The sequence below is a fragment of the Acinetobacter sp. ABJ_C4_1 genome (assembly GCF_044538495.1).
Lineage (GTDB): Bacteria > Pseudomonadota > Gammaproteobacteria > Pseudomonadales > Moraxellaceae > Acinetobacter > Acinetobacter nosocomialis_A.
Genome location: NZ_JBIUCQ010000002.1, coordinates 247827 through 268791, shown reverse-complemented (window position 1 = coordinate 268791; position 20965 = coordinate 247827). Strand labels below are relative to the sequence as shown.

Sequence of the window (20965 nt, the reverse complement as noted above, 5' to 3'; positions counted from 1 at the left end):
CTTTTGAAGTTAAATAAATTTTCCGTTTGGCAAATTTTTTTGTATTGGCTAAAAGTTTCAAATTTATTTGTATAAAAAATATACATTAATGGACACTTCACATACTTAATAAATAAAAATGTATCGTTTTAGAACTTTATTATATGTAATGTTATACTATTTGTTGTAATGTTTTTTTATATAATTTTATTTAAATATCAGTATATTAAGTTGATATTTTTACTTAAGTGTAAATGGAATAATATGATGCATAATGAATCATCAATGTATTTTTTTTGTGCATTTAAGATGTTAAATGATTAACATATACAAATATAATATTTGGCAAAAAGTAACTTTTATTTATATAGTTCAAACGGATTTAAGTACCTAATAAAAATATGAATTTCTAATATTCTTAAATATTTTATTATGAATACTCATAGATGGCATGAAATTCGCTTTATATTCAGTAGTTACAAAACACTGGGTACTTGAATTTATTTTTCCATTTGATCAAATAAAAAGATGATAAAGGAAAGTGAATTCCAAATCCCAAATAGGCCTATCTGCTGAAAAAAGAACTTTTCTTATGCGGATTTAGATGTTACTCAAAAGGTTAATATCTTTTAAAAAAATTAGTTATGTGGATATGAACTTGAAATTAAAATTTTTTAAGCTCGCCATTTTAAGTTTGGCTATTACATCAATTCCATGTGCTTATGCAATTACGCCAGCACAACCAAACAAGATTTTGCATGTTGCCTATGAAGCACCTGATGACGGTTTTGACATGGTTAAAACCACCAATTTCTATAGTGCAAGTATTGCAGAAGCTATTTTTGAACCACTACTCAAATACGATTATTTAGCACGTCCACTACAACTGGTTCCTTATACGGCTGAAAGCATGCCGAAGGTTGAGCAAGATGGTAAAGTTTATATATTTAAAATTAAGCCAGGTATTTATTTTACGGATGATCCTGCCTTTAAAGGCAAACGCCGTGAATTGGTGGCAGAAGACTATGTTTATTCAATTAAACGTATTTTAGACCCTAAAAATAGAGCACCTTCCGTTTCTTTTTTGGATGGAAAATTAGTGGGTGCCGATGCAGTTGTAGCTCAAGCAAAGAAAACTGGAAAGTTTGATTATGCTACGCCAATTGCAGGACTTAAAGCGACTGACCGATATACCCTACAGTTTACCTTAACTCGCCAAGACTATAATTTTCCTTATATTCTTGCCTATATTGCTTTTGGTAGCGTTGCTAAAGAGGTTGTTGATTATTACGGTGATCGTATCGGTATGCATCCAGTAGGTACCGGACCGTACATGTTAAGTAAATATGTTCCAAGAAGTAAGGTCGAGTTGGTTGCCAATCCTGATTATCGTGGTTTTGTCTGGAATTTTAAGTCAACAGGAACACCGTGGGATAACCAACTTGTTAAAGAAATGTCTGGAAAGAAAATGCCACAAGTTGGCAAGGTGGTGGTCAGTATCATTGAAGAACAACAATCAAGATGGTTAGCTTTTCAATCGGGTCAATTAGATTTTGACAAACTTACAGCAGATGCCGTTCCTCAAGCGTTAGATGGAAATCAACTTAAAGCTTCTTTTCAAAAAAGAGGCATTAAACATTTTCCATATAAAGAACCTGAAATGACCTATACCATGATGAATATGCGTGATCCGGTTATTGGTGGTTTTAGTCCAGAAAAAATTGCGCTTCGTCGAGCAATTACTTTGGCCTATGACCAAAAAGAAAGCATAAAACAGGCATATAAAGGTCAGGCAGTGAGAGCAGAAATGTTTATACCTGAAGGTGTAAACGGATATAACCCGAAGTATAAAAGTAGCGTAGGATATAATCCGCGGCTAGCAAATAAACTGCTTGATTATTATGGTTATAAAAAAGGGGCTGATGGCTATCGGACCTTACCAAATGGCAAACCTTTAATTTTAAAAATTAATAATGAAAATAGCTCAGCATCAGTTATTCATTCTGAACTCTGGAAAAAAAATCTAGACGCGATTGGCATTCGTGCTGACTTTAAAGTAAGTAATTTTGCAGATAACTTAAAAGCCGCAACTCAATGTAAATATATGATGTGGAGCGGGGCATGGATTGCTGACTATCCCGAAGGAGATAATTTTGCACAATTACTATATGGACCAAATGCTGGGCAGGGAAACCATGCCTGTTATCAGTCTAAAACATATGATGCTCTTTATACTCAGGCCATTCATTTACCACCGCAACAACGTCTACCATATTATGAAAAGCTTAATCGCCAGATTGAAGCTGACAATCCTTGGATTATTCATGTAACTCGAATTCGTAATTGGTTGATACGACCACAAGTTCAGGGTTTTAAACCTCACCCGATGATGAATACAAACTGGCAATATCTTGATATTACCCCTATTAAAAAATAATTTTAGATAAAGATCATCATGACTGAAAATTTAAAACAAAAGCTCAAGCACTGTAGTGTAGGTCTATTATTTGCCAGTATGGCATTAACGGGTACCACGACTATTTTTGCAAAAAGTCCAGCCGATCCGAATAAAGTTTTACATTATACGTTCCCAACAGCTGAAACAGGTTTCGACCCAGCTTATATCCATGACTTATATTCAGCACATGTAACCACTTCGATATTTGAAACTTTATATACCTATGACTATTTAGCAAGGCCAGCAAAGCTTATTCCCCAAATCGCAACCGCTATGCCAGAAGTGAGTGCAGATGGTCTGACTTATACGATTCACATTAAAAAAGGTATTTATTTTACACCGGACCCTGTTTTTAAAGGTAAACCTAGAGAGTTAACGGCTTACGATTATGCGTACTCTTTTAAGCGTTTATTAGACCCAAATTTACGTTCGCCAAATAGTTGGTTGTTGGAGAACAAAATTGAAGGTATGGATGCTTTAGTACAATCAGCCAGTAAAACAGGAAAGTTTAACTACGATCAAAGTGTGAGCGGTTTACAAACACCTGATAAGTACACCTTGGTTATTCGGTTAGTGAAGCCTGATTATAACTTTCCTTTATTACTGGCACATGACCCTACAGGGGCTGTAGCGCGTGAAGTTATCGAAAAATATAAAGATAAATCTGGCTTTGTTATGGGGCATCCAGTAGGAACAGGACCTTATATGCTCAGTAAGTGGGTGCCTGCTTCGCGTATTGTTTTAAAAGCGAATCCTGATTATCGCGGTTTTACTTGGAACTTTGTAGCCAGTAGCGCTGAGGACCAAGCAATTGTGAAACGCCTCAAAGGTAAACAAATGCCTCAAATCGGCACAATTGATATTCAGGTAATGGAAGAAAACCAGTCACGATGGTTGGCATTCCAGCGTGGTGAAGTTGATATTATTCAACTAGAAGGGCAATTAGTCTCGAAAGCCATTAAAGACGGCAAGTTAAGACCTGAACTTGCAAAAGATGGTGTGCATTTATCTCGTATTGTTGATCCGGAAATTAGTTACAACTATTGGAATCTTAAGAATCCTGTTGTTGGAGGAATGAGTAAAGAAAAAATTGCTTTACGCCGTGCAATTGCAATGTCTCGTTCAATAGATCAAGAAATTAAATTAGTACGTAATAGTGATGCTGAGCGTCTACATTTTCCAGTACCGCCAGGTGTGGTGGGTTCTGATCCGCAATATAGAAGCAGTACCCCATATTCGGTAAAAGCAGCAAATCTATTATTAGATAAATATAACTATAAAAAAGATGCTTCAGGATGGCGTACACAGCCAGATGGCAAGCCTCTGGTCATTGAATATATGGCACGTAATGACAGTATTGGTCAGCAAAGTGCTGAGCTTTGGAAAAAGAACTTTGACAGTTTGAATATCCGTATGGTTTACAAGCCTATGCTCTTTTCAGACCTCATTCGGGCACAAAAACAGTGTGACGGAATGTTTGGTTCTTCTGCATGGATTGCCGATTATCCAGATGGCGATAATTTTATGCAGAATTTTTATGGCCCGAACACCCATATGACCAACTGGTCTTGCGGTTCAATACCAGAGTTTGATCAATTATACCGTCAGTCTCAACAGATTAAGCCTGGCCCAGAACGAGATGTGATTTATCGAAAAATGACACGTTTGTTAGAAGTGTATATGCCAGTGCAAGTGTTGTATGCACGTTATAGAAATATGTTGGCTCAACCAAGAATCATTGGATATAAGAAGCATCCGATTTTACATGCTGAATGGATGTACTTCGATATTGATACAAATACGAAATCTAATCATTAAATGAAAAAAATTGGAGATATGATGAAAAATAACACACTGAAAATGACTAGTTTATGTATGTTGACCATAGGTATAAGTCAGTTTGCATCGGCAGAGGCGACACGTGCGACGTTACCATTACTTAAAGCAGAGCAACTTCCCACATGGTGCGATTCTAATTTAAAAAAAATCCAGCAAGAGATTTCAAGTTTTGAAAAAATACCTGTTAAAACCGATGCTGCTGCCGCTCCGATATTAGCCAAGTGGGATAAAATTTTTGCTCATCTTGAAGATTTTTCAGGACCCATAGGTTTATATAGTAACGTAGATCCGGATGCGAAATTACGTAAGGCAGCCGAAGACTGCGAAATTAAAATTAATCAGTTTCATACTGATATATTCCAAAATTCAAAACTATATAACGTAATTAAAAATACAAAAGCAACTGATCCAATAGATAAAAAATACCGTCAGGATATTCTCGATCAGTTTGAAGACACGGGGGTTCAATTAGAACCAGCAAAACGTGCAAGAATGAAAGCCATTCTGGATGAGTTGACTAAACTCGAACAGGAATATAACCGCAATATTCGTGATAACCCTGAAAAACTTGAATTTACTCCTGAAGAGATGAAAGGACTACCGGAAAGTTATATTTCAGGGTTAAAGAAAAATGCCAAAGGTAACTATCTTTTAGGTTTTGAGTATCCGGAATATCGTCCATTTATGGAACTGGCAGATAATGATGATGCCAGAAAAAGATACCAGATTGCCTTTACACGACGTGGTACTGAACAAAACTTAAAACTACTCAAACAGGCAGTAGATTTACGTTATGAGCTTGCGCAGTTATTTGGAAAAGCAAGTTATGCAGATTGGGTGTTAAAAGACCGTATGGCAAAAACGCCCGAAGCTGTAAATCAGTTTTTGGCAGAAGTACAGAAAACGGTCGCACCACTTGAGCGCAAAGAAGTAGAAGAGCTCCGAGCATTTAAAGCACAAACTTTAAAAACACCATTAGATAAAACCGAGATCGCACGTTGGAGTGAAGCTTACTGGAGTGAAAAACTTCGTAAGAGCAAATATCAAATTGATCAGGAAAAGCTTCGTGATTATTTCCCGACTTTAGCGGCACAAAAATGGTTATTTGCTATTTCATCTGACCTTTATGGTATTGATTTTAAACCTGTCAAAGTGAAAGCATGGCAGAGCGAAGTTGAATATTACGATGTAGTCGATAAAAAGACAGGAAAACTCCTTGGTGGCTTATATATGGATAAATTCCCTCGAGAAGGGAAATATGGCCATGCCGCTGTTTGGGGAGTATATGGTGGTAGCACTTTAACCAACCGCTTACCGGTTTCAGCACTCGTCACAAACTTTAACCGTAAAGGTTTAAATAGTGATGAGCTCGAAACTTTTGTGCATGAATTTGGTCATGCCTTGCATGGCATTTTATCTAATACCCGCTATGCAAGTCAGTCTGGAACATCTGTAGAGCGTGACTTTGTAGAAGCACCATCTCAAATGTATGAAGAGTGGGCACGACGTAAAGAAACCTTATCTAAAGTGGCTGATTACTGTGATCCAGTATGCCCACGTGTTGATGACGAATTAATTGCCCGTTTAAAAGCAGTACATAACTATGGGCGCGGTTTACGTTATGCACGTCAGACGCTTTATGCACAGTACGATATGGCGCTTCATACGGCCGATGCCTTAAAAGTAAAGCCTTTAGAAACTTGGCAAAAAATGGAAGCAGCTACAGCCTTGGGATATGTACCAACAACAGAGTTTCCTGGACAGTTTGGACACTTAATGGGTGGCTATCAAGCAGGTTACTACGGTTATATGTGGTCTGAAGTTTTAGCTCTAGATATGCTTTCTGCTTATGGTGAAAACCTTAATAACCCACAAGTCGGACAACGTTACCGTCAAACGATTTTATCTCAGGGTAGCCAAAAACCGGCAGCTGAATTGGTTAAAGATTTCCTTGGTCGTGATCCTGACAATAAAGCATTCTTTAATGAAATTACCGGACAACGGGTTAAATAAGGAATTATCACTATGCTGGCATATGTTATTCGGCGTTTATGGCAGATGATTCCAACCATGTTGGGAGTAGTACTGTTTATCTTTATTCTTTTTAACTGGGTGGGTGGAGATCCGGCCTATATTCTGGCAGGTAAGATGTCTAATCCTGAGCAGATTGAGAACATTCGTAAACAACTAGGTGTCGATCAGCCTTATTACGTTCAGCTCTGGATTTTTATTAAGCAGATTCTCACTTTTGACTATGGTGCAAGTTGGAGTACGGGGGAACCTGTTTCACAAATTATTTTAACTCGCTTGGGGCCTTCGCTAACGCTGTTAATTCCACTTACTATTTTACAAACCGTTATTTCAATTGGCTTAGCTTTGGCTGTATCGGCAGTACGTGGCACTTTAACAGATCGTATGGTCATGATGTTATGTACCATTGGTATGTCGATTAGTATCTTGGTTTATATTATTGTTTTTCAATATGTTCTGGCTTATCAGTTAAGTTGGTTTCCAGTACAGGGCTGGAGCGATAACTTTACCGATAATGTATTTAAGTTCTCCTTGCTTCCAATTTTAATTATGTTGGTGGTGAGTATTGCACCTACTTTAAGGTTATACCGTAGTTTTGTGCTGGATGAGATTAACCAAGATTACGTTAGAACGGCACGTGCTAAAGGTGTAGGTGAAAGCCGAATTTTAGGTGTGCATGTTTTACGTAATGCCTCAATTCCTATTATTACCGATGTGATGGCGACTTTGCCTGCGTTGCTCATAGGTGCATTTTTAATTGAACGTTTTTTTGGTATTCCCGGTATTGGTCGAGAAGTAATTATTGCGGTTGAGCGAAGTGATTTTCCTGTGATTAAAGCAATTACAGTTTATATTGCAGCTGCAACCATGATTTTTAACTTGATTGCCGATTTAGTCTACAAAGTGGTTGATCCACGTGTACAGTTGAAGTAGGTGGGTTATGCTAAGTGTTCTATCAAAAAGAAAATTACAAACCCAGACAGCTCCAGCTTCAGCGGGTTTATGGCGCCTTGCAATGCGCCGTCTTCGGGCTGATAAAATTGCAATCGCATCGCTCATTGTTGTGCTGTTCTATTTGGTCGTATTGCTACTATCATTTACGGGACTGATTGCATCGGACTGGAACAAAGAAGTTGCGGTCAGTTATGCACCCCCTACATTTATAGGTGCAGATAAAACAACGGAAGCTTTGCAAAAGACAGCCGCTGTAGATGAGGAATTACCAGAAAATCCAGTCGATCCTTTAAAAGATGTCATTCACCAACTCAAGGCTGAAATTAAACAAGAAAAGAGCTCTGGAAGTGCAATTGATTATTATGGTGTAGTTGATCCGTTAGCGGATGATATGAAAGCAATTGATCAGCAACTCGGTGGACATTTACTCGATCAGCAAAGTGAACTTAAAAGCACACTTATATTTGGAGCTGACAAATGGGGACAAGATGTTCTTAAAAAGACCATTAAAGGTGCTGAAACCTCAATTATTGTAGGGCTAGTTTCAGCATTGCTCGCAGTGACCTTAGGCACATTATTAGGTGCAATTTCAGGCTACTTTGGTGGTTGGGTAGATGACATCCTTAACTGGTTTTATAACATTTTTACTTCCATTCCATATTTATTATTAGTTCTTGCGATAGCTGCCGTACTGCAACAAAAGGGAATTTTATCTATTGTTCTGATTTTAGGTTTAACGGGCTGGACAGGTGTTTACCGTTTAATTCGTGCTGAGTATATGAAACATACCGCACGTGAATATGTTCTGGCTGCCAAGGCAATTGGTGTTGGGCATTTCCGCCGTATGTTCATTCATATTTTTCCTAATGTCAGCCATATTGCTTTGGTTCAAATGTCGATTTTGGTGGTTTCTTTTATTAAATCAGAAGTTATTTTGAGTTTCTTGGGTTTTGGTGTGCCAGTAGGCGTAGTGTCTTGGGGCAGTATGTTAAATGAAGCACAAAGTGAACTTCTTTTAGGAAAATGGTGGCAGCTTGTCGCAGCCTCTGTCGCAATGGCTGTTTTGGTTACGGCATTTTCAATGTTTACTGATGCACTGCGTGATGCATTAGATCCAAAACTAAAATAAGAGGAAAACCTAATGTCAGAACAACAAAAAAGTGTCCCTTTACTCCACATTGAAAACTTACGTGTAAGCTTTAAAGGTGAAGACAAGCAGTATATCGAGACTGTTAAAGGAATCTCCTTTGATATTCCGGCAAATACCACTGTTGCTTTAGTTGGTGAGTCGGGTAGCGGCAAGTCAGTTACTTCTTTGGCAACTATGGGATTACTACCTGTAGGCCAAAGTAAAATTGATGAAAAAAGTAAGATTGTTTTTGAAGGTCAAGATTTACTCAGCTTATCCCGGAAAGATATGCGAAAAATCTGTGGTAAAGACATTGCCATGATTTTTCAGGAACCGATGTCATCATTAAATCCGGTTTTTACAGTTGGCAATCAAATTGCAGAAGTATTGTGCATACATATGGGCATGAGCCGTAAACAAGCCCGTCAACGTGTTTTAGAGTTACTCAAAGAGGTCGGGATACCTTCACCGGAAACAAAAATTGATGCTTATCCTAACCAGCTTTCCGGTGGTCAGCAGCAACGTGTCATGATTGCAATGGCGATTGCTTGTGAGCCTAAACTACTGATAGCTGATGAACCGACTACAGCGCTTGATGTCACCATTCAAAAGCAAATTATTGATTTACTCGAATCGTTGCGTCAGCGCCGTCAAATGTCGATGCTCTTTATTACGCATGATTTGGCTTTGGTGGGTGAAATTGCAGATCAAGTGATTGTGATGCGTCATGGTGAAATTAGAGAGCAGGGACTTGCAGAACAAGTTCTAGAGCAACCTAAAGATGTATATACCCGAGCTTTACTTTACTGTCGTCCTCAAATGTCACAGCGACCTTATCGTTTGCCTGTGACCAGCGACTTTATGCGTCAAGAAGACAATGTATTGGTAGAGCAAAGCTTTAATGTTTCAGAAATTCCACAGCGTAAACGCGGTTTAAATGGCAATGAGCAAATTATTTTAGAAGTAAAAGATCTGAAAAAAAGCTTTTATAGTCGTAAAGGATTATTTGGCAAAGAAGAGTTTCAGGCGGTAAAAGGCGTTTCTTTTAAACTGGCTAAAGGGAAAACGCTTGGTTTAGTGGGAGAGTCAGGCTCAGGTAAAACCACTGTGGGCTTGTTGCTTATGCGTTTACACGAAGCAACAGGTGGGGAAGCCTTAATTGAAGGTAAAGATATTCTTTCATTAACTGAAAAAGAGTTTGCTAAATATCAACGAAAGATTCAGATTATCTTTCAGAACCCATATGCTTCGCTTAACCCACGCTTTACGATTGGGCAGATTTTATTAGAACCTATGCAAATTCATGGCATTGGTAAAGATGATGCTGAGCGTAAACAAATCGCACTTGGGTTACTTGAACGAGTCAATTTACCTGAACAAGCTTATTATCGATACCCACACGAGTTCTCGGGTGGTCAACGCCAACGTATTGCGATTGCACGTTGTTTAACGCTAAAGCCTGAAATTTTGATATGTGATGAATCCGTTTCTGCACTTGATGTTTCAGTTCAGGCACAAGTACTTAACTTATTACAGGACTTACAAGATGAGTTTGGACTAAGTTATATCTTTATTTCACATGATTTATCGGTTGTGAAATATATTTCTGATCAGGTCATGGTCATGAATCATGGTGAGGTTGTTGAAATCGCTAACTCAGACGAGCTCTATGCACATCCTCAACATGAATACACTAAACGTCTATTGCAGGCGATTCCCCAAGGCATTCAACACGTTTCATAAGCGTAAAGTTACGTCGTTCAAGGCACTTTCGAGTGCCTTTTTATTTGGTTTATAGAATAAATACTTATAAAATAAGAGAAGTAAAAGTACAGTATTTTATTCTTGCTATGTGTGCCAACTTTAAACCTTTAACTCTTGCCCAATTACAGCAACTTCAGTTGCCTGTGGTTGGCTTTAGCTATGCCGATGAGGTTTATCCTGCTGGAACAACGCCATTATTATTTAAATCACCGCAAGGTCTTGAATGGCGTGAAGTCATGTTTGGATTGGTTCCCAAATGGGCGGAAGATACAAACATAGCAAAACATACTTATAATGCTCGTCACGAAACAATTTTCCAAAAACCGAGTTTTCAAGAAGCTGCTCTTAAATGCAAGTTCGGTGTAATCCCTGTGACCGAGTTTTATGAAAGTAAATATATAAATGATAAACCTGAGCGATGGGCTGTACGCCGTAAAGATGGACAGGCTTTTTTCATTGCAGCAATTTATGAAATTTGCAAAATGAATGAAACGATTGTTCGTTCTGCAAGTATGTTAACCATGGATGCGATCGATCATCCCATGATGAAAGACTTCCACGAACCGGGCGATGTCAAAAGATCAGTCATTGTGATTCCACATGACCGTTTAGATGAATGGTTAAGTTTAGAAACCCCAGATATTTCAAGCTTTATTGAAGGTTTCCCTGTTGAGGAGTTTGAGTGTTTACATGTTCCTAAAGAGAAAATTATAAAACCTACACCTCAATTAAGTATGTTTGAATAGCAATAGTGGGGCTAGGTTATTGGCTTAATTGTTAAGTCAATAACCCTTTATACTTAGTCAATATTCTTACTTAAAGTTTGTACCTGATTATCTTGTGCTAGATAAGCCAATTCAATGGGTGAAATCACAAAAGTTGAGTTATCTGAGGTTTGTTTAAAAACAAAGCCATATTCAAATGATTGCGTATTTTTACTCGGTAACCAAAATAAATAAGGGCAACCTGTATAGCTGCCGTCCCAACCCATTTCTTTGGCTAAAGCCAAAGCCGTATCTGATTTAGCAATAATTTCTTTAAGCGATTCTTTGTCTCTTTGAGAGACATCACCATCATCATCTGCAAATGTTTGTAAAAACTCATTTAATGGGGTTAAGTCTTCCCAGTTATTTTCAATTGTTGAGAAGTGATATCCATATAGCATCATTATTTAGTCTTCCATTTTGTTATTGTATTAATGAACATAGCAAGAAAAGTGTGAAAAGAAAATGGTTGGTTTCACATTAAGTTGTTTATTTTTCATAAGTTATAGCATATTTTTTATACAAAATTTAACGTTACTTTCTCTTGAATTATAAGCATCTTACCCAGTTAAAATATAAAGACTGAGCTTTTGAAGAAATAACGGTGTTCTTAATTAAAGATAAAGCATTTTTATAAGGATACTAGACTGTTGGTGAATACTGAATTTGTCATAATTCACTTATAATGAAAAGGAAAGTAAATAGAGCTTATTTATGTTTATAACAACAACTCGTCCCAATGATGCCTTAATTGAACAGCTGCTACCAATTTTGGAAGAGGCTAGTCAGATCTTATTACAAGAATATCAAAACTATTCAGCAGGATATGAGTTTAATATTCAAGAAAAACATGATGATTCGCCTGTAACTCAAGCAGATTTAAAGGTAAATCAATTTTTATTAAAGCATCTTGCAGAAATCACACCGGAGTTACCAGTTTTATCGGAAGAAAGTGACTATAGCGCTCGCCATGACTGGTCTTCTTGCTGGATGCTTGATCCGCTTGATGGTACCAAAGAGTTTATACATGAACGGGATGAGTTCACGATAAACTTGAGCTTGATTGAGGGACGCGAAACAGTATTTTCTGTGATCGTTGTGCCTTGTGAACAGGTTGTTTATTTAGGTTATTTAAAAGATTTGCCTTTTAAATATAGCTTTAGCCAAAAACAATGGTACCAATACCAAAAAGAGTCTTATTCAACACAAGCACCTGTACAAATTGGTTTAAGTCATAGTAGTAAAAATCCGAAATATCATAAATTTATTGAACCTATTGAAAAAAAACGTACCGTAATTCGACGTGAAGCGGGCAGCGCTTATAAGTTTTGTATGATGTTAGAGGGTGAGATTGATATTTACCCTAGATTTCATCCTACATCTGAATGGGATACCAGTTCAGGTCAGGGATTATTAGAAAGTATTGGTGGAGGTTTACTCACCCTAAAAGGTAAACCCTTTGAATATAATCAGCGTGATACTGTATTAAACGGAGGCTTTATCGCATTTCGTGATCAGGAAAGCAAAAAAATAGCATTTGAAGCTTTAGCTCAATCGGGTGTTTTGGATTGAGAGTTATTGTAGACATGCTATAGTGGCAAAATATTGAGAAAAGATGACACGATCAAAATGGCACTCGATTTATTGCCTAAAAGCATGTTTGAAGCAATTGATTTATTGCCTGATGCTTCAACCCCTGTAACCCTTTTTACACGTCACTCTTTAAGAGAGCTGGTTGATGGGCAAGGCTTGGCGGGATACGACCTTCAACTTACTCCTCAAGGCCGTGAGCTTGCACAAGCATGGGGTAGCTACTTAATTAAAAATACGGATCGTGTGATTCAACACTGTATTTCTAGTCCAATTCAACGTTGTGTCGATACGGCTGCACTTATGATTGAGGGTGCAGACGGTGTAAGTCCTGAACCTAATACGCATACGATTGAAATTGTTGAGCAAGGCTTATTGGTAGAGCCGGGAAGTTTTGTACTCGATATTCAGCAGGCTGCTCCTTATTTTCGTAAACAAGGGGCACTCGGGTTTATTAATAGTTTTGTGAATAATGCTTTGCCAGGCATGAAACATCCAATTACTGGTGTTTTAGATGTATTAGAACTGATTTATCGAACTCATCCTAAAACAAAAAGTGGGCTAAGTTTAGCTGTAAGTCACGACACGATTATTGCAGCCATAGTTGCCGTAATTTCAGGTAATAATCAAATACAAAAGGCAGATTGGCCAGAAATGATGGAAGGTCTATTTGTATGGTTTGAAGGGGATGAATTTCCAAATTGTAAATTGAAATGGATTTGGAGAGGCGAAGCTTACGAGTTAGATGTATCTAAATTTCATAAAGTAGAGTAATTATAAAATTATAGGTAATAAAAAAAGCCCTGTTGGGCTTTTTTTACATACTTCAAATTAGTTAGCTAACGCTTTAACTTGAGCATTTAAACGGCTCTTATGACGAGCAGCTTTATTTTTGTGGATGATGCCTTTATCAGCCATGCGGTCGATTACAGGAACAGCTTTTTTATAAGCTTCTGTAGCAACTGCATAATCACCACCAGCGATTGCACTTAAAGTACGCTTGATGTAAGTACGAACCATAGAACGCAAGCTTGCGTTGTGTTTACGCGCTGTTACGTTTTGGCGCGCACGTTTTTTAGCTTGAGCAGAGTTTGCCACTCTTGCACTCCTTGAAAATAAGTTGGTCTGGGCGGGCTGTGGTCAATCCAGTAAACTGGTGTAACCATCACCAGCCCGTAAACAAGTGCCATATTGTGATGAATCAATACCGTGAAGTCAAGCCTTGCGAGCATTTTAAGCCGTTTTAGGGGCTGCTAAAACCGTAAGAAAAGGTTAAATTTGATACAAACTTAAAGAGGGTTGAATAAAAAATGACTATAAGCACGAAAAAAGCAATTGTAGTAGGTGCTACAGGACTCGTTGGATTAGCTCTAGTTGAAGAGCTTGAACAAACACCAGAATTTGAAGCAATTACGGTTGTTGTTAGAAAAGAATCACAACTACTTAATACATATAAAAAAGTTACTCAGTTGGTGATTGAGGATTTTTTATTGCTCAATGATGAAGACGTAAATGATCATACTCACGCATTTAGCTGCTTAGGTACAACTTTAAAAATAGCAGGTTCAAAACAAGGTTTCTATGCAGTGGACTACGAGATAAATGCTCACTTTGCAGACTTAGTTCAAGATAAACATATTCATTTTTTAATTGTGAGTGCACTTGGAGCAAATGCAAATTCACCAATTTTCTACAATAAGGTCAAAGGGCAGTTAGAAGACTATATTGAGAGTTTAGGTATCGAAAAACTATCTATTTTCAGACCATCTTTATTGATTGGTAAGCGTAGCGATGTGCGTTTTATGGAAGATTTGGGGCAAAGTCTTTTTAAATTCATTGAAAATAAATGGAATAAACCATTCAAATATAAACCCGTTACAGCTGAGCAATTGGCTCATACGATGGTCGTAGCGGCGCTAACGCAAATTGAAGCATTTAAACGATATGATAATCTCAGCATACAACAAACTCGATAAGGGAGAATACAAGTGTCTACAGTACCATTTGTGACATGTGATTTATTGGATGATAACCCAGAAAAAGATTTACAAGTGGTCATACCCTCAATGGATGGTAAGTACTTTAAAAGTTATGGTGCGCGTCAAACCTTTGGCGGACAGGTTGTAACTGTAAAGTGCTTTGAAGATAACTCACGTGTAAAAGAGTTATTAGCAACAGATGGTACAGGGAAGGTGTTGGTTGTGGATGGTGGTGCTTCAATGCGCTGCGCACTGATGGGAGATATGATTGCTGAATCGGCGGTTAAAAATAACTGGAATGGTGTGGTTATTTATGGCTGTGTACGCGATGTTGATGCACTTGCAACTCTAGATTTAGGTGTACATGCATTGGCTGCAATTCCACAAAAAAGTAATCGTAAGGGCATTGGTGAAGTTGATATTCCTTTGTATTTTGGTGGAGTCACAATTCAATCTGGTGATTTTATTTATGCAGATAACAATGGAATTGTGATTGCTAAGGAAAAATTAGTTTAGCTCCACAATATAAAGGAACGTGTAATGGTGAATCATCAAATTAAGGTGCTGCAAGCAGTAGCATCTGCAATTGCTCAAGGTGGTAGAGGGGTTACAGGTACAGCATTTCCTAATCAGCCTGTTAAAGCTCTAAAACTTTATGAATTTGAAGGTTCGCCATTTTGTCGACGTGTTCGTGAAGTGATTACACTATTAAATTTGGATGTTGAAATTTATCCATGTCCCAAAGGTGGATTGAAATACCGTTCTATTGTCAAAGAAACGGGCGGCAAGTTACAGTTTCCTTTTTTAATTGATGAAAATACAGGTGATAAATTATACGAATCGCAAGATATTATTCATCACTTATTTAAACACTATGGTAATACAGGACAAACGCCTCAGAAGTTTTCAAATTATCCAAAAAGACCATATCTGGCATTTGCTGGAACGTTGTTAAACGGTGCTCGTGGAGTATGGATTAATAAAAAAATAGTAAATAGAGCTGCGCCTGAGCAAAAACTTGAACTATGGAGTTTTGAAGCAAGCCCATATTCGAGAGTAGTAAGAAGTCTACTATGTGAGCTTGAAATTCCTTATATTTTGTACAATGTGGCAAAAGAACGATGGCAAGATATGGGACCTGCTATTCTTCGTTTAAAACCGGGTAAATATATACCCTTAAAAGATGGAAAAAGAGAAAAGTTGTTGCCGATTATGCAAGGTAAAATGCAAGTACCTTATCTAGTCGACCCAAATACGGGAGTGAAAATGTTTGAATCTGCTCAAATTGTAAAATACTTAAAAAAGCAGTATGGCAGCTAAGATAAGTTAGAAAAGTTAAAAGAGATTGAGTAAATTCAGTCTCTTTTTAAGACATGAGAACAATAAGAAATCGTACGATAAAAAAATGAATATGCTAAATTACTACCGTAAATTACCAAAATAAGGCCTGTTTTATGGAATGTATGAGAATTCAGCCTGTAACGAGTCATCCTGGAGAAAATGCATTATTTATTGTATTGGGGTTAGCTCAAGGTGATTCTGTTGTAGAAAAAGTAAAAAATTTTGCTGCTAATTTTTCAGCGTTAACACGAAGTTTGTCTAATCGTTATCCAGAAAGTAAATTTAATGCCACATTCGGTTTTAGCTCAAATGCCTGGGATGTTTTATTTCCAGAGCAAGCAAAGCCTCAAGAATTAGAAACATTTCAAGAAATAAAAGGTCCAAAGTACACAGCTGTTTCAACACCTGGTGATTTATTCTTTCATATTCGTGCTGATCGACAAGCTCTCTGCTATGAATTGGGAAGTATAATCAATGAACAGTTGGGTAAAGTGACTTACCCAATTGATGAAGTACACGGTTTTCGTTATTTCGATGGTCGAGCGATTATTGGCTTTGTGGATGGAACAGAAAACCCTGAACCTGTAATTGCTGCACAATGGGCGCTAGTAGGTAGTGAAGATCCCGAATTTATTGGGGGAAGTTATGCATTTATTCAAAAATATACCCATGACATGGAAAAATGGCGTGCTTTAAGCGATGAAGAACAAGAAAAAGTGATAGGTCGCAAAAAGTTTAATGATATTGAACTCGGTGATGATGAAAAGCCTTTAACAGCCCATAATGTGGTAAGTAAAGCGCATGATGCTGAGGGTAATGAGTTAAAAATTATGCGTGCCAATATGCCTTTCTCGAACCCATCAAAAAATGAATACGGCACTTTTTTTATTGGTTATTCCCGTAAATTTAGTACGACACGTCAAATGCTTGAAAATATGTTCCTAGGAAATGAGCAAGGCCATCTTGACCGTTTACTTGACTTTAGTACTGCCCAAACAGGTACTTTATTTTTCGTACCGACTGTAGATTTTCTCGATGATTTGGGTGACGAATAGTCGCGAAAAAATAATTAGATATAAATAGTGGAGGTGAGTAGGTTGCTTCCATTATTTATATTGAAACTAATACGATGTGATGAAATGTTTAAAAAGTTAAGCCAGCTTTTTCAAGGCTCGAAAGAGTCACCAGAGCAGCTATATTATTTACAAGAGAATCAACTTAGTTTTGATTCTGAACGTGGACCCGTAATTAAAAATGTTGTGATTAATGAAAGATGGTCAGAGCATATGGAGTATTTTTCAAATCGAAAATTACAGAACTTTGATGATTTACGTAAGTTATTTCAAATTACGCCACAAATTAATGAAAAAATTGACTTAGAGATTGCAAACCAACGCTATGTCGAAAGGTTGGGTAATACTCAAGAAAAGTTACTTGAACTTAAAGCAATCATACAAATATTGAACCAATATTATGTGATGTTTCTACGTGATAAATAAGTTCAAACATTTGTTTAAAAACTATAAATAAGTATCGTAAAGTAGTAGCTTGATTTCAGAAAAATAACTCAATTCAATAAAAACATCATGCTACTATTAACCTCATATCTTTTTAGCTCATAAAAGCCATATACATGTTTCAACAAGAAATCTCTCAATTGAATTTGCAACAGCTCAAGGCCGGTGAAAAGCGTTGGGTGGGGTCATTATTAGGTTCATCAGCCGCTTTATTGCTTAAAGAAATTGCGACTCAGCATTCTTCTTTATTAGTTTTAGTCGCTCGAAATAACCAGCATGTTGCACAATTAGAAAGTGAACTTGAGTTTTATGGAATAAAACCGACAATTTTCCCCGATTGGGAAATCTTGCCTTATGATCGATTATCTCCGCATCAGGATATTGTCTCAGAGCGTCTTGCGATTTTATCGAATATGCCGCAGCAAGGCGTATTACTCATTTCAGCAAGTACTTTGGCTCAACGAGTTGCACCTTATTCATGGGTTTTAGGTAAGCACTTTGACATAAGAGTGGGACAAAAATTTGATTTAGAACAGCAAAAGTTAAGACTGGTTCAGGCTGGCTACCACTTGGTAGATACAGTGTATGATCATGGAGAATTTGCGGTACGCGGTAGTATTATGGATATTTTTGCATCTGGGCAAGAAGCTCCTATCCGCATAGACCTATTTGATGACGAAATTGATTCTTTAAAATTCTTTGACCCTGAAACCCAAAGAACAACCACAACACTAAAAAGTTTTACTGTTCTACCAGCTAAAGAGTTTCCATTAAAAGAAGCACGGTCAGTTTTTCGAGATCGTTATTCTGAGTTTTTCCCGACAGCAAATCCTAAGAAAAATCCAATTTATCAAGATGTCTTAGATGGCATAGCATCTCCAGGGATTGAGTTTTATTTACCGTTATTTTTTGATAAAGAACAAATGCAATCGCAAAGTATGTTTACAATGTACTTACCAAGGAATTGCATTGTAATTACAACTAATGATGTTGATACCGATTTAACTAACTTCTGGAAAGAAGTTATGCGTCGTTATGAAGATCGACGTCATAATATTGATCAACCTCTTCTTGCACCTGAAGAGCTATTTATTTCTCCAAATAATTTGCTGAGTGCTTTAAATCAGTTTCCACGAATGCTTGTGAGTGCAGAAACGATTGAAGAAAAAGCTGGTGCACTTAATCTTAAAACTGAGCAACCACCTAAATTACCGGTCGATCCAAAAAAAGAAAAACCATTTGCAGCTGTAAAAAAATATATTGATGAAGCAAACCATCCTGTTCTACTAGTTGCGGAAAGTGCAGGACGCCGAGAAAGTTTAAAAGATGCATTGCGTTCAAGTTTGGGTGAAATTCCGAATGTAGAGAATTTTGAGCAATTCAAAACCAGTCAATTTGCAATTGCGATTACCAATGCACCTTTAGACCGTGGTTTACTTATAACTGATCAATTAACAGTTATTTCAGAAAATCAGCTTTACGAACACCGAGTTGTACAGCGTCGTCGTAAGCGTCAACAAGAAGTTTCGGAAGAGTTTCTAATTCGAAGCTTAACTGAACTAAGTATTGGTGCTCCTGTTGTACATATTGATCATGGTGTGGGGCGTTATGCTGGCTTAATTACACTGGCTATCGAAGGGCAAGACTATGAGTTCTTGCAACTGGATTATGCTGAAGATGCAAAAGTGTATGTCCCAGTAACCAACTTGCATCTGATTAGCCGTTATAGTGGCGGCGATCCAGATTTAGCACCGTTACATAAAATTGGTACAGATGCTTGGAGTAAAGCAAAGCGTAAGGCATTGGAGCAAATTCATGATGTTGCAGCCGAGCTTTTACATATTCAGGCACGTCGTCAGTCAAAACCCGGCTTTGCTTTTGAATTGGATCAGTCGCTTTATATGCAATTTGCGAGCGGCTTTGCCTATGAAGAGACACTTGATCAGGCCAATGCAATTGAAGCCACGCTGTATGATATGCAGCAAGCAAAACCAATGGATAGATTGGTGTGTGGTGATGTAGGTTTTGGTAAAACCGAAGTGGCCATGCGTGCAGCGTTTGTTGCAGTGCAAAATGGTAAACAAGTTGCAGTTTTAGTTCCTACCACATTACTTGCTCAACAGCATTATGAGTCTTTTAAAGACCGTTTTGCTGATTGGCCAGTACGTATTGAAGTGTTATCACGTTTCGGTTCAAACAAAACTCATGTAAAAAATATTGAAGACTTGGCAGATGGTAAAGTCGATATTGTGGTAGGTACACATAAACTATTACAAGAAAATGTTCAGTTTAAAGATTTAGGCTTAATGGTTGTAGACGAAGAACATCGCTTTGGCGTGCGTGACAAAGAGCGAATTAAAGCTTTGCGTGCCGATGTCGATATGTTGACTCTTACCGCAACCCCAATTCCTCGTACGCTTAATATGGCTTTTTCGGGAATGCGTGATTTGTCGATTATTGCCACTCCACCAGCACGTCGTTTAGCAGTAAAAACCTTTGTACAAGAACATACAGATGCTTCAATCAAAGAGGCGATTTTGCGTGAGTTATTACGTGGTGGACAAGTTTACTTCTTACATAATGAAGTAGATACCATTGAGCGAGCGGCTGAAAGTATTCGCATGCTTGTTCCTGAAGCACGCGTGGCAGTAGCACATGGACAAATGCGTGAACGTGAACTTGAGCAAGTTATGCAGCAGTTCTACCACAAAGAATATAATGTGCTGGTGTGTTCAACCATTATTGAAACGGGTATTGATGTTCCAAATGCCAATACAATTTTAATTGAGCGTGCAGATAAGCTTGGCTTAGCACAATTGCACCAGTTGCGTGGCCGTGTAGGTCGTTCGCATCATCAAGCTTATGCTTACTTATTGGTGCCTTCAATCAAACACTTGAAAGGTGATGCTGAAAAACGTCTCGATGCAATTCAACGTGCTTCCACATTAGGCGCAGGTTTTATGCTCGCCACGGAAGATTTAGAAATTCGTGGTGCTGGTGAATTGTTGGGTGAGCAACAAAGTGGTTCAATGCAGGCGATCGGATATAGTTTGTATATGGAAATGCTTGAGAAAGCGACCAAAGCAATTCAACAGGGTAAAACACCGAATTTCGATGCACCATTGTCGTTAACTGCCGAAATTAACTTACATATTCCTGCACTTATTCCTGATGATTACTTAGGTGATGTTCATCAACGTTTATTATTCTATAAACGCATTAGTAATACAGATACTCAAGAAAAACTGGATAATATCCGCATGGAGCTTATTGATCGTTTTGGTGTTTCACCGCAATCAGTTAAACATTTGTTTAGCGTGCATCAGATCCGCTTAAAAGCGGAGCATTTGGGTATTACAAAAATTGATATTAATACTCAAGGCGGCAACATTGAATTTTCACCAGATACTCCTGTTCAGGCGATTAGTATTATTCAACTCATGCAAAAGAACCCGACCTATTATCGTATGGAAGGTGGACAGCGCTTAAAAGTGATGGTACAGCTTGAAGATTATGAAAAACGAATTCAATTTATCAATGATTTACTACAAAAATTGATGAGTGAATTACATGCCTGAGTTCTGTTTTTTTAATAAGCGGTAGTTGATTGGAACATTTGT

General features: G+C 37.7%; 18 protein-coding genes. 15 read left to right on the top strand and 3 right to left on the bottom strand.

All coding sequences use genetic code 11. From position 1 onward, the window contains the following. Positions 1-369: 369 nt before the first annotated feature. Complete coding sequence (locus ACIF8R_RS04170; protein WP_139344670.1) at positions 370-483, bottom strand: hypothetical protein; 114 nt, start codon at positions 481-483, stop codon at positions 370-372. 142 nt (positions 484-625) lie between these two features. Here ACIF8R_RS04170 and ACIF8R_RS04165 point away from each other — a divergent pair, with 142 nt between their 5' ends. From ACIF8R_RS04165 to ACIF8R_RS04135, 7 genes are all read left to right on the top strand, one after another. Further along, positions 626-2416 carry an ABC transporter substrate-binding protein gene (locus tag ACIF8R_RS04165; protein WP_396479258.1) on the top strand — a complete coding sequence of 597 codons (1791 nt, stop codon included), beginning with the start codon at positions 626-628 and terminating at the stop codon, positions 2414-2416. Positions 2417-2431: 15 nt separating this feature from the next. Then, positions 2432-4255 (top strand): ABC transporter substrate-binding protein, encoded by a 1824-nt coding sequence (locus ACIF8R_RS04160; protein WP_396479521.1) that lies wholly within the window; start codon positions 2432-2434, stop codon positions 4253-4255. After that, positions 4256-6289 (top strand): M3 family metallopeptidase, encoded by a 2034-nt coding sequence (locus ACIF8R_RS04155; RefSeq protein ID WP_396479256.1) that lies wholly within the window; start codon positions 4256-4258, stop codon positions 6287-6289. Between the two features lie 12 nt (positions 6290-6301). Next, entirely contained in the window at positions 6302-7240 is a 939-nt protein-coding gene (locus ACIF8R_RS04150; RefSeq protein WP_396479254.1) for an ABC transporter permease, read from the top strand. A 7-nt stretch (positions 7241-7247) separates the two neighbouring features. After that, complete coding sequence (locus tag ACIF8R_RS04145) at positions 7248-8390, top strand: ABC transporter permease (RefSeq protein ID WP_396479252.1); 1143 nt, start codon at positions 7248-7250, stop codon at positions 8388-8390. A 12-nt stretch (positions 8391-8402) separates the two neighbouring features. Then, positions 8403-10133 carry an ABC transporter ATP-binding protein gene (locus ACIF8R_RS04140; protein ID WP_396479250.1) on the top strand — a complete coding sequence of 577 codons (1731 nt, stop codon included), beginning with the start codon at positions 8403-8405 and terminating at the stop codon, positions 10131-10133. Between the two features lie 107 nt (positions 10134-10240). Continuing rightward, positions 10241-10900 carry an SOS response-associated peptidase family protein gene (locus ACIF8R_RS04135; protein WP_396479519.1) on the top strand — a complete coding sequence of 220 codons (660 nt, stop codon included), beginning with the start codon at positions 10241-10243 and terminating at the stop codon, positions 10898-10900. 53 nt (positions 10901-10953) lie between these two features. Here the strand turns inward: ACIF8R_RS04135 and ACIF8R_RS04130 are convergent, their stop codons facing one another. Beyond that, positions 10954-11322 (bottom strand): hypothetical protein, encoded by a 369-nt coding sequence (locus ACIF8R_RS04130; RefSeq protein ID WP_311087757.1) that lies wholly within the window; start codon positions 11320-11322, stop codon positions 10954-10956. Between the two features lie 310 nt (positions 11323-11632). Between ACIF8R_RS04130 and ACIF8R_RS04125 the strand changes: the two genes are divergently transcribed. Together ACIF8R_RS04125 and ACIF8R_RS04120 are read left to right on the top strand one after the other, a co-directional pair. Then, a complete protein-coding gene (locus tag ACIF8R_RS04125) occupies positions 11633-12490 on the top strand; it encodes a 3'(2'),5'-bisphosphate nucleotidase CysQ (protein ID WP_396479248.1) in 858 nt (285 codons plus the stop codon). 57 nt (positions 12491-12547) lie between these two features. Continuing rightward, positions 12548-13282: a phosphoglycerate mutase family protein gene (locus tag ACIF8R_RS04120; protein ID WP_311071295.1), complete on the top strand. Its 735-nt coding sequence runs from the start codon at positions 12548-12550 to the stop codon at positions 13280-13282. A gap of 57 nt (positions 13283-13339) precedes the next feature. Here the strand turns inward: ACIF8R_RS04120 and rpsT are convergent, their stop codons facing one another. After that, the gene (gene rpsT / locus ACIF8R_RS04115) at positions 13340-13606 is read right to left on the bottom strand and encodes a 30S ribosomal protein S20 (RefSeq protein ID WP_002117906.1); all 267 of its coding nucleotides are present in this window, start codon (positions 13604-13606) and stop codon (positions 13340-13342) included. 212 nt (positions 13607-13818) lie between these two features. On the opposite strand from rpsT, the gene ACIF8R_RS04110 reads away from it, so the two are divergent. The 6 genes from ACIF8R_RS04110 (at position 13819) to mfd (ending at position 20923) form a co-directional block, all read left to right on the top strand. Continuing rightward, positions 13819-14484, top strand: coding sequence for an NAD(P)H-binding protein (locus ACIF8R_RS04110; protein ID WP_335862167.1), 666 nt, complete (start codon positions 13819-13821; stop codon positions 14482-14484). 12 nt (positions 14485-14496) lie between these two features. After that, a complete protein-coding gene (rraA, locus tag ACIF8R_RS04105; protein WP_396479246.1) occupies positions 14497-15003 on the top strand; it encodes a ribonuclease E activity regulator RraA in 507 nt (168 codons plus the stop codon). A 24-nt stretch (positions 15004-15027) separates the two neighbouring features. Beyond that, on the top strand, positions 15028-15807 hold the full coding sequence (locus ACIF8R_RS04100) for a glutathione S-transferase N-terminal domain-containing protein (RefSeq protein WP_396479244.1): 780 nt from the start codon (positions 15028-15030) through the stop codon (positions 15805-15807). 143 nt (positions 15808-15950) lie between these two features. Further along, positions 15951-16883, top strand: coding sequence for a Dyp-type peroxidase (locus ACIF8R_RS04095; RefSeq protein WP_396479242.1), 933 nt, complete (start codon positions 15951-15953; stop codon positions 16881-16883). Between the two features lie 84 nt (positions 16884-16967). Continuing rightward, positions 16968-17327 carry a hypothetical protein gene (locus ACIF8R_RS04090; protein WP_396479240.1) on the top strand — a complete coding sequence of 120 codons (360 nt, stop codon included), beginning with the start codon at positions 16968-16970 and terminating at the stop codon, positions 17325-17327. 134 nt (positions 17328-17461) lie between these two features. Continuing rightward, entirely contained in the window at positions 17462-20923 is a 3462-nt protein-coding gene (gene mfd / locus ACIF8R_RS04085; RefSeq protein ID WP_396479238.1) for a transcription-repair coupling factor, read from the top strand. Positions 20924-20965 lie beyond the last annotated feature (42 nt).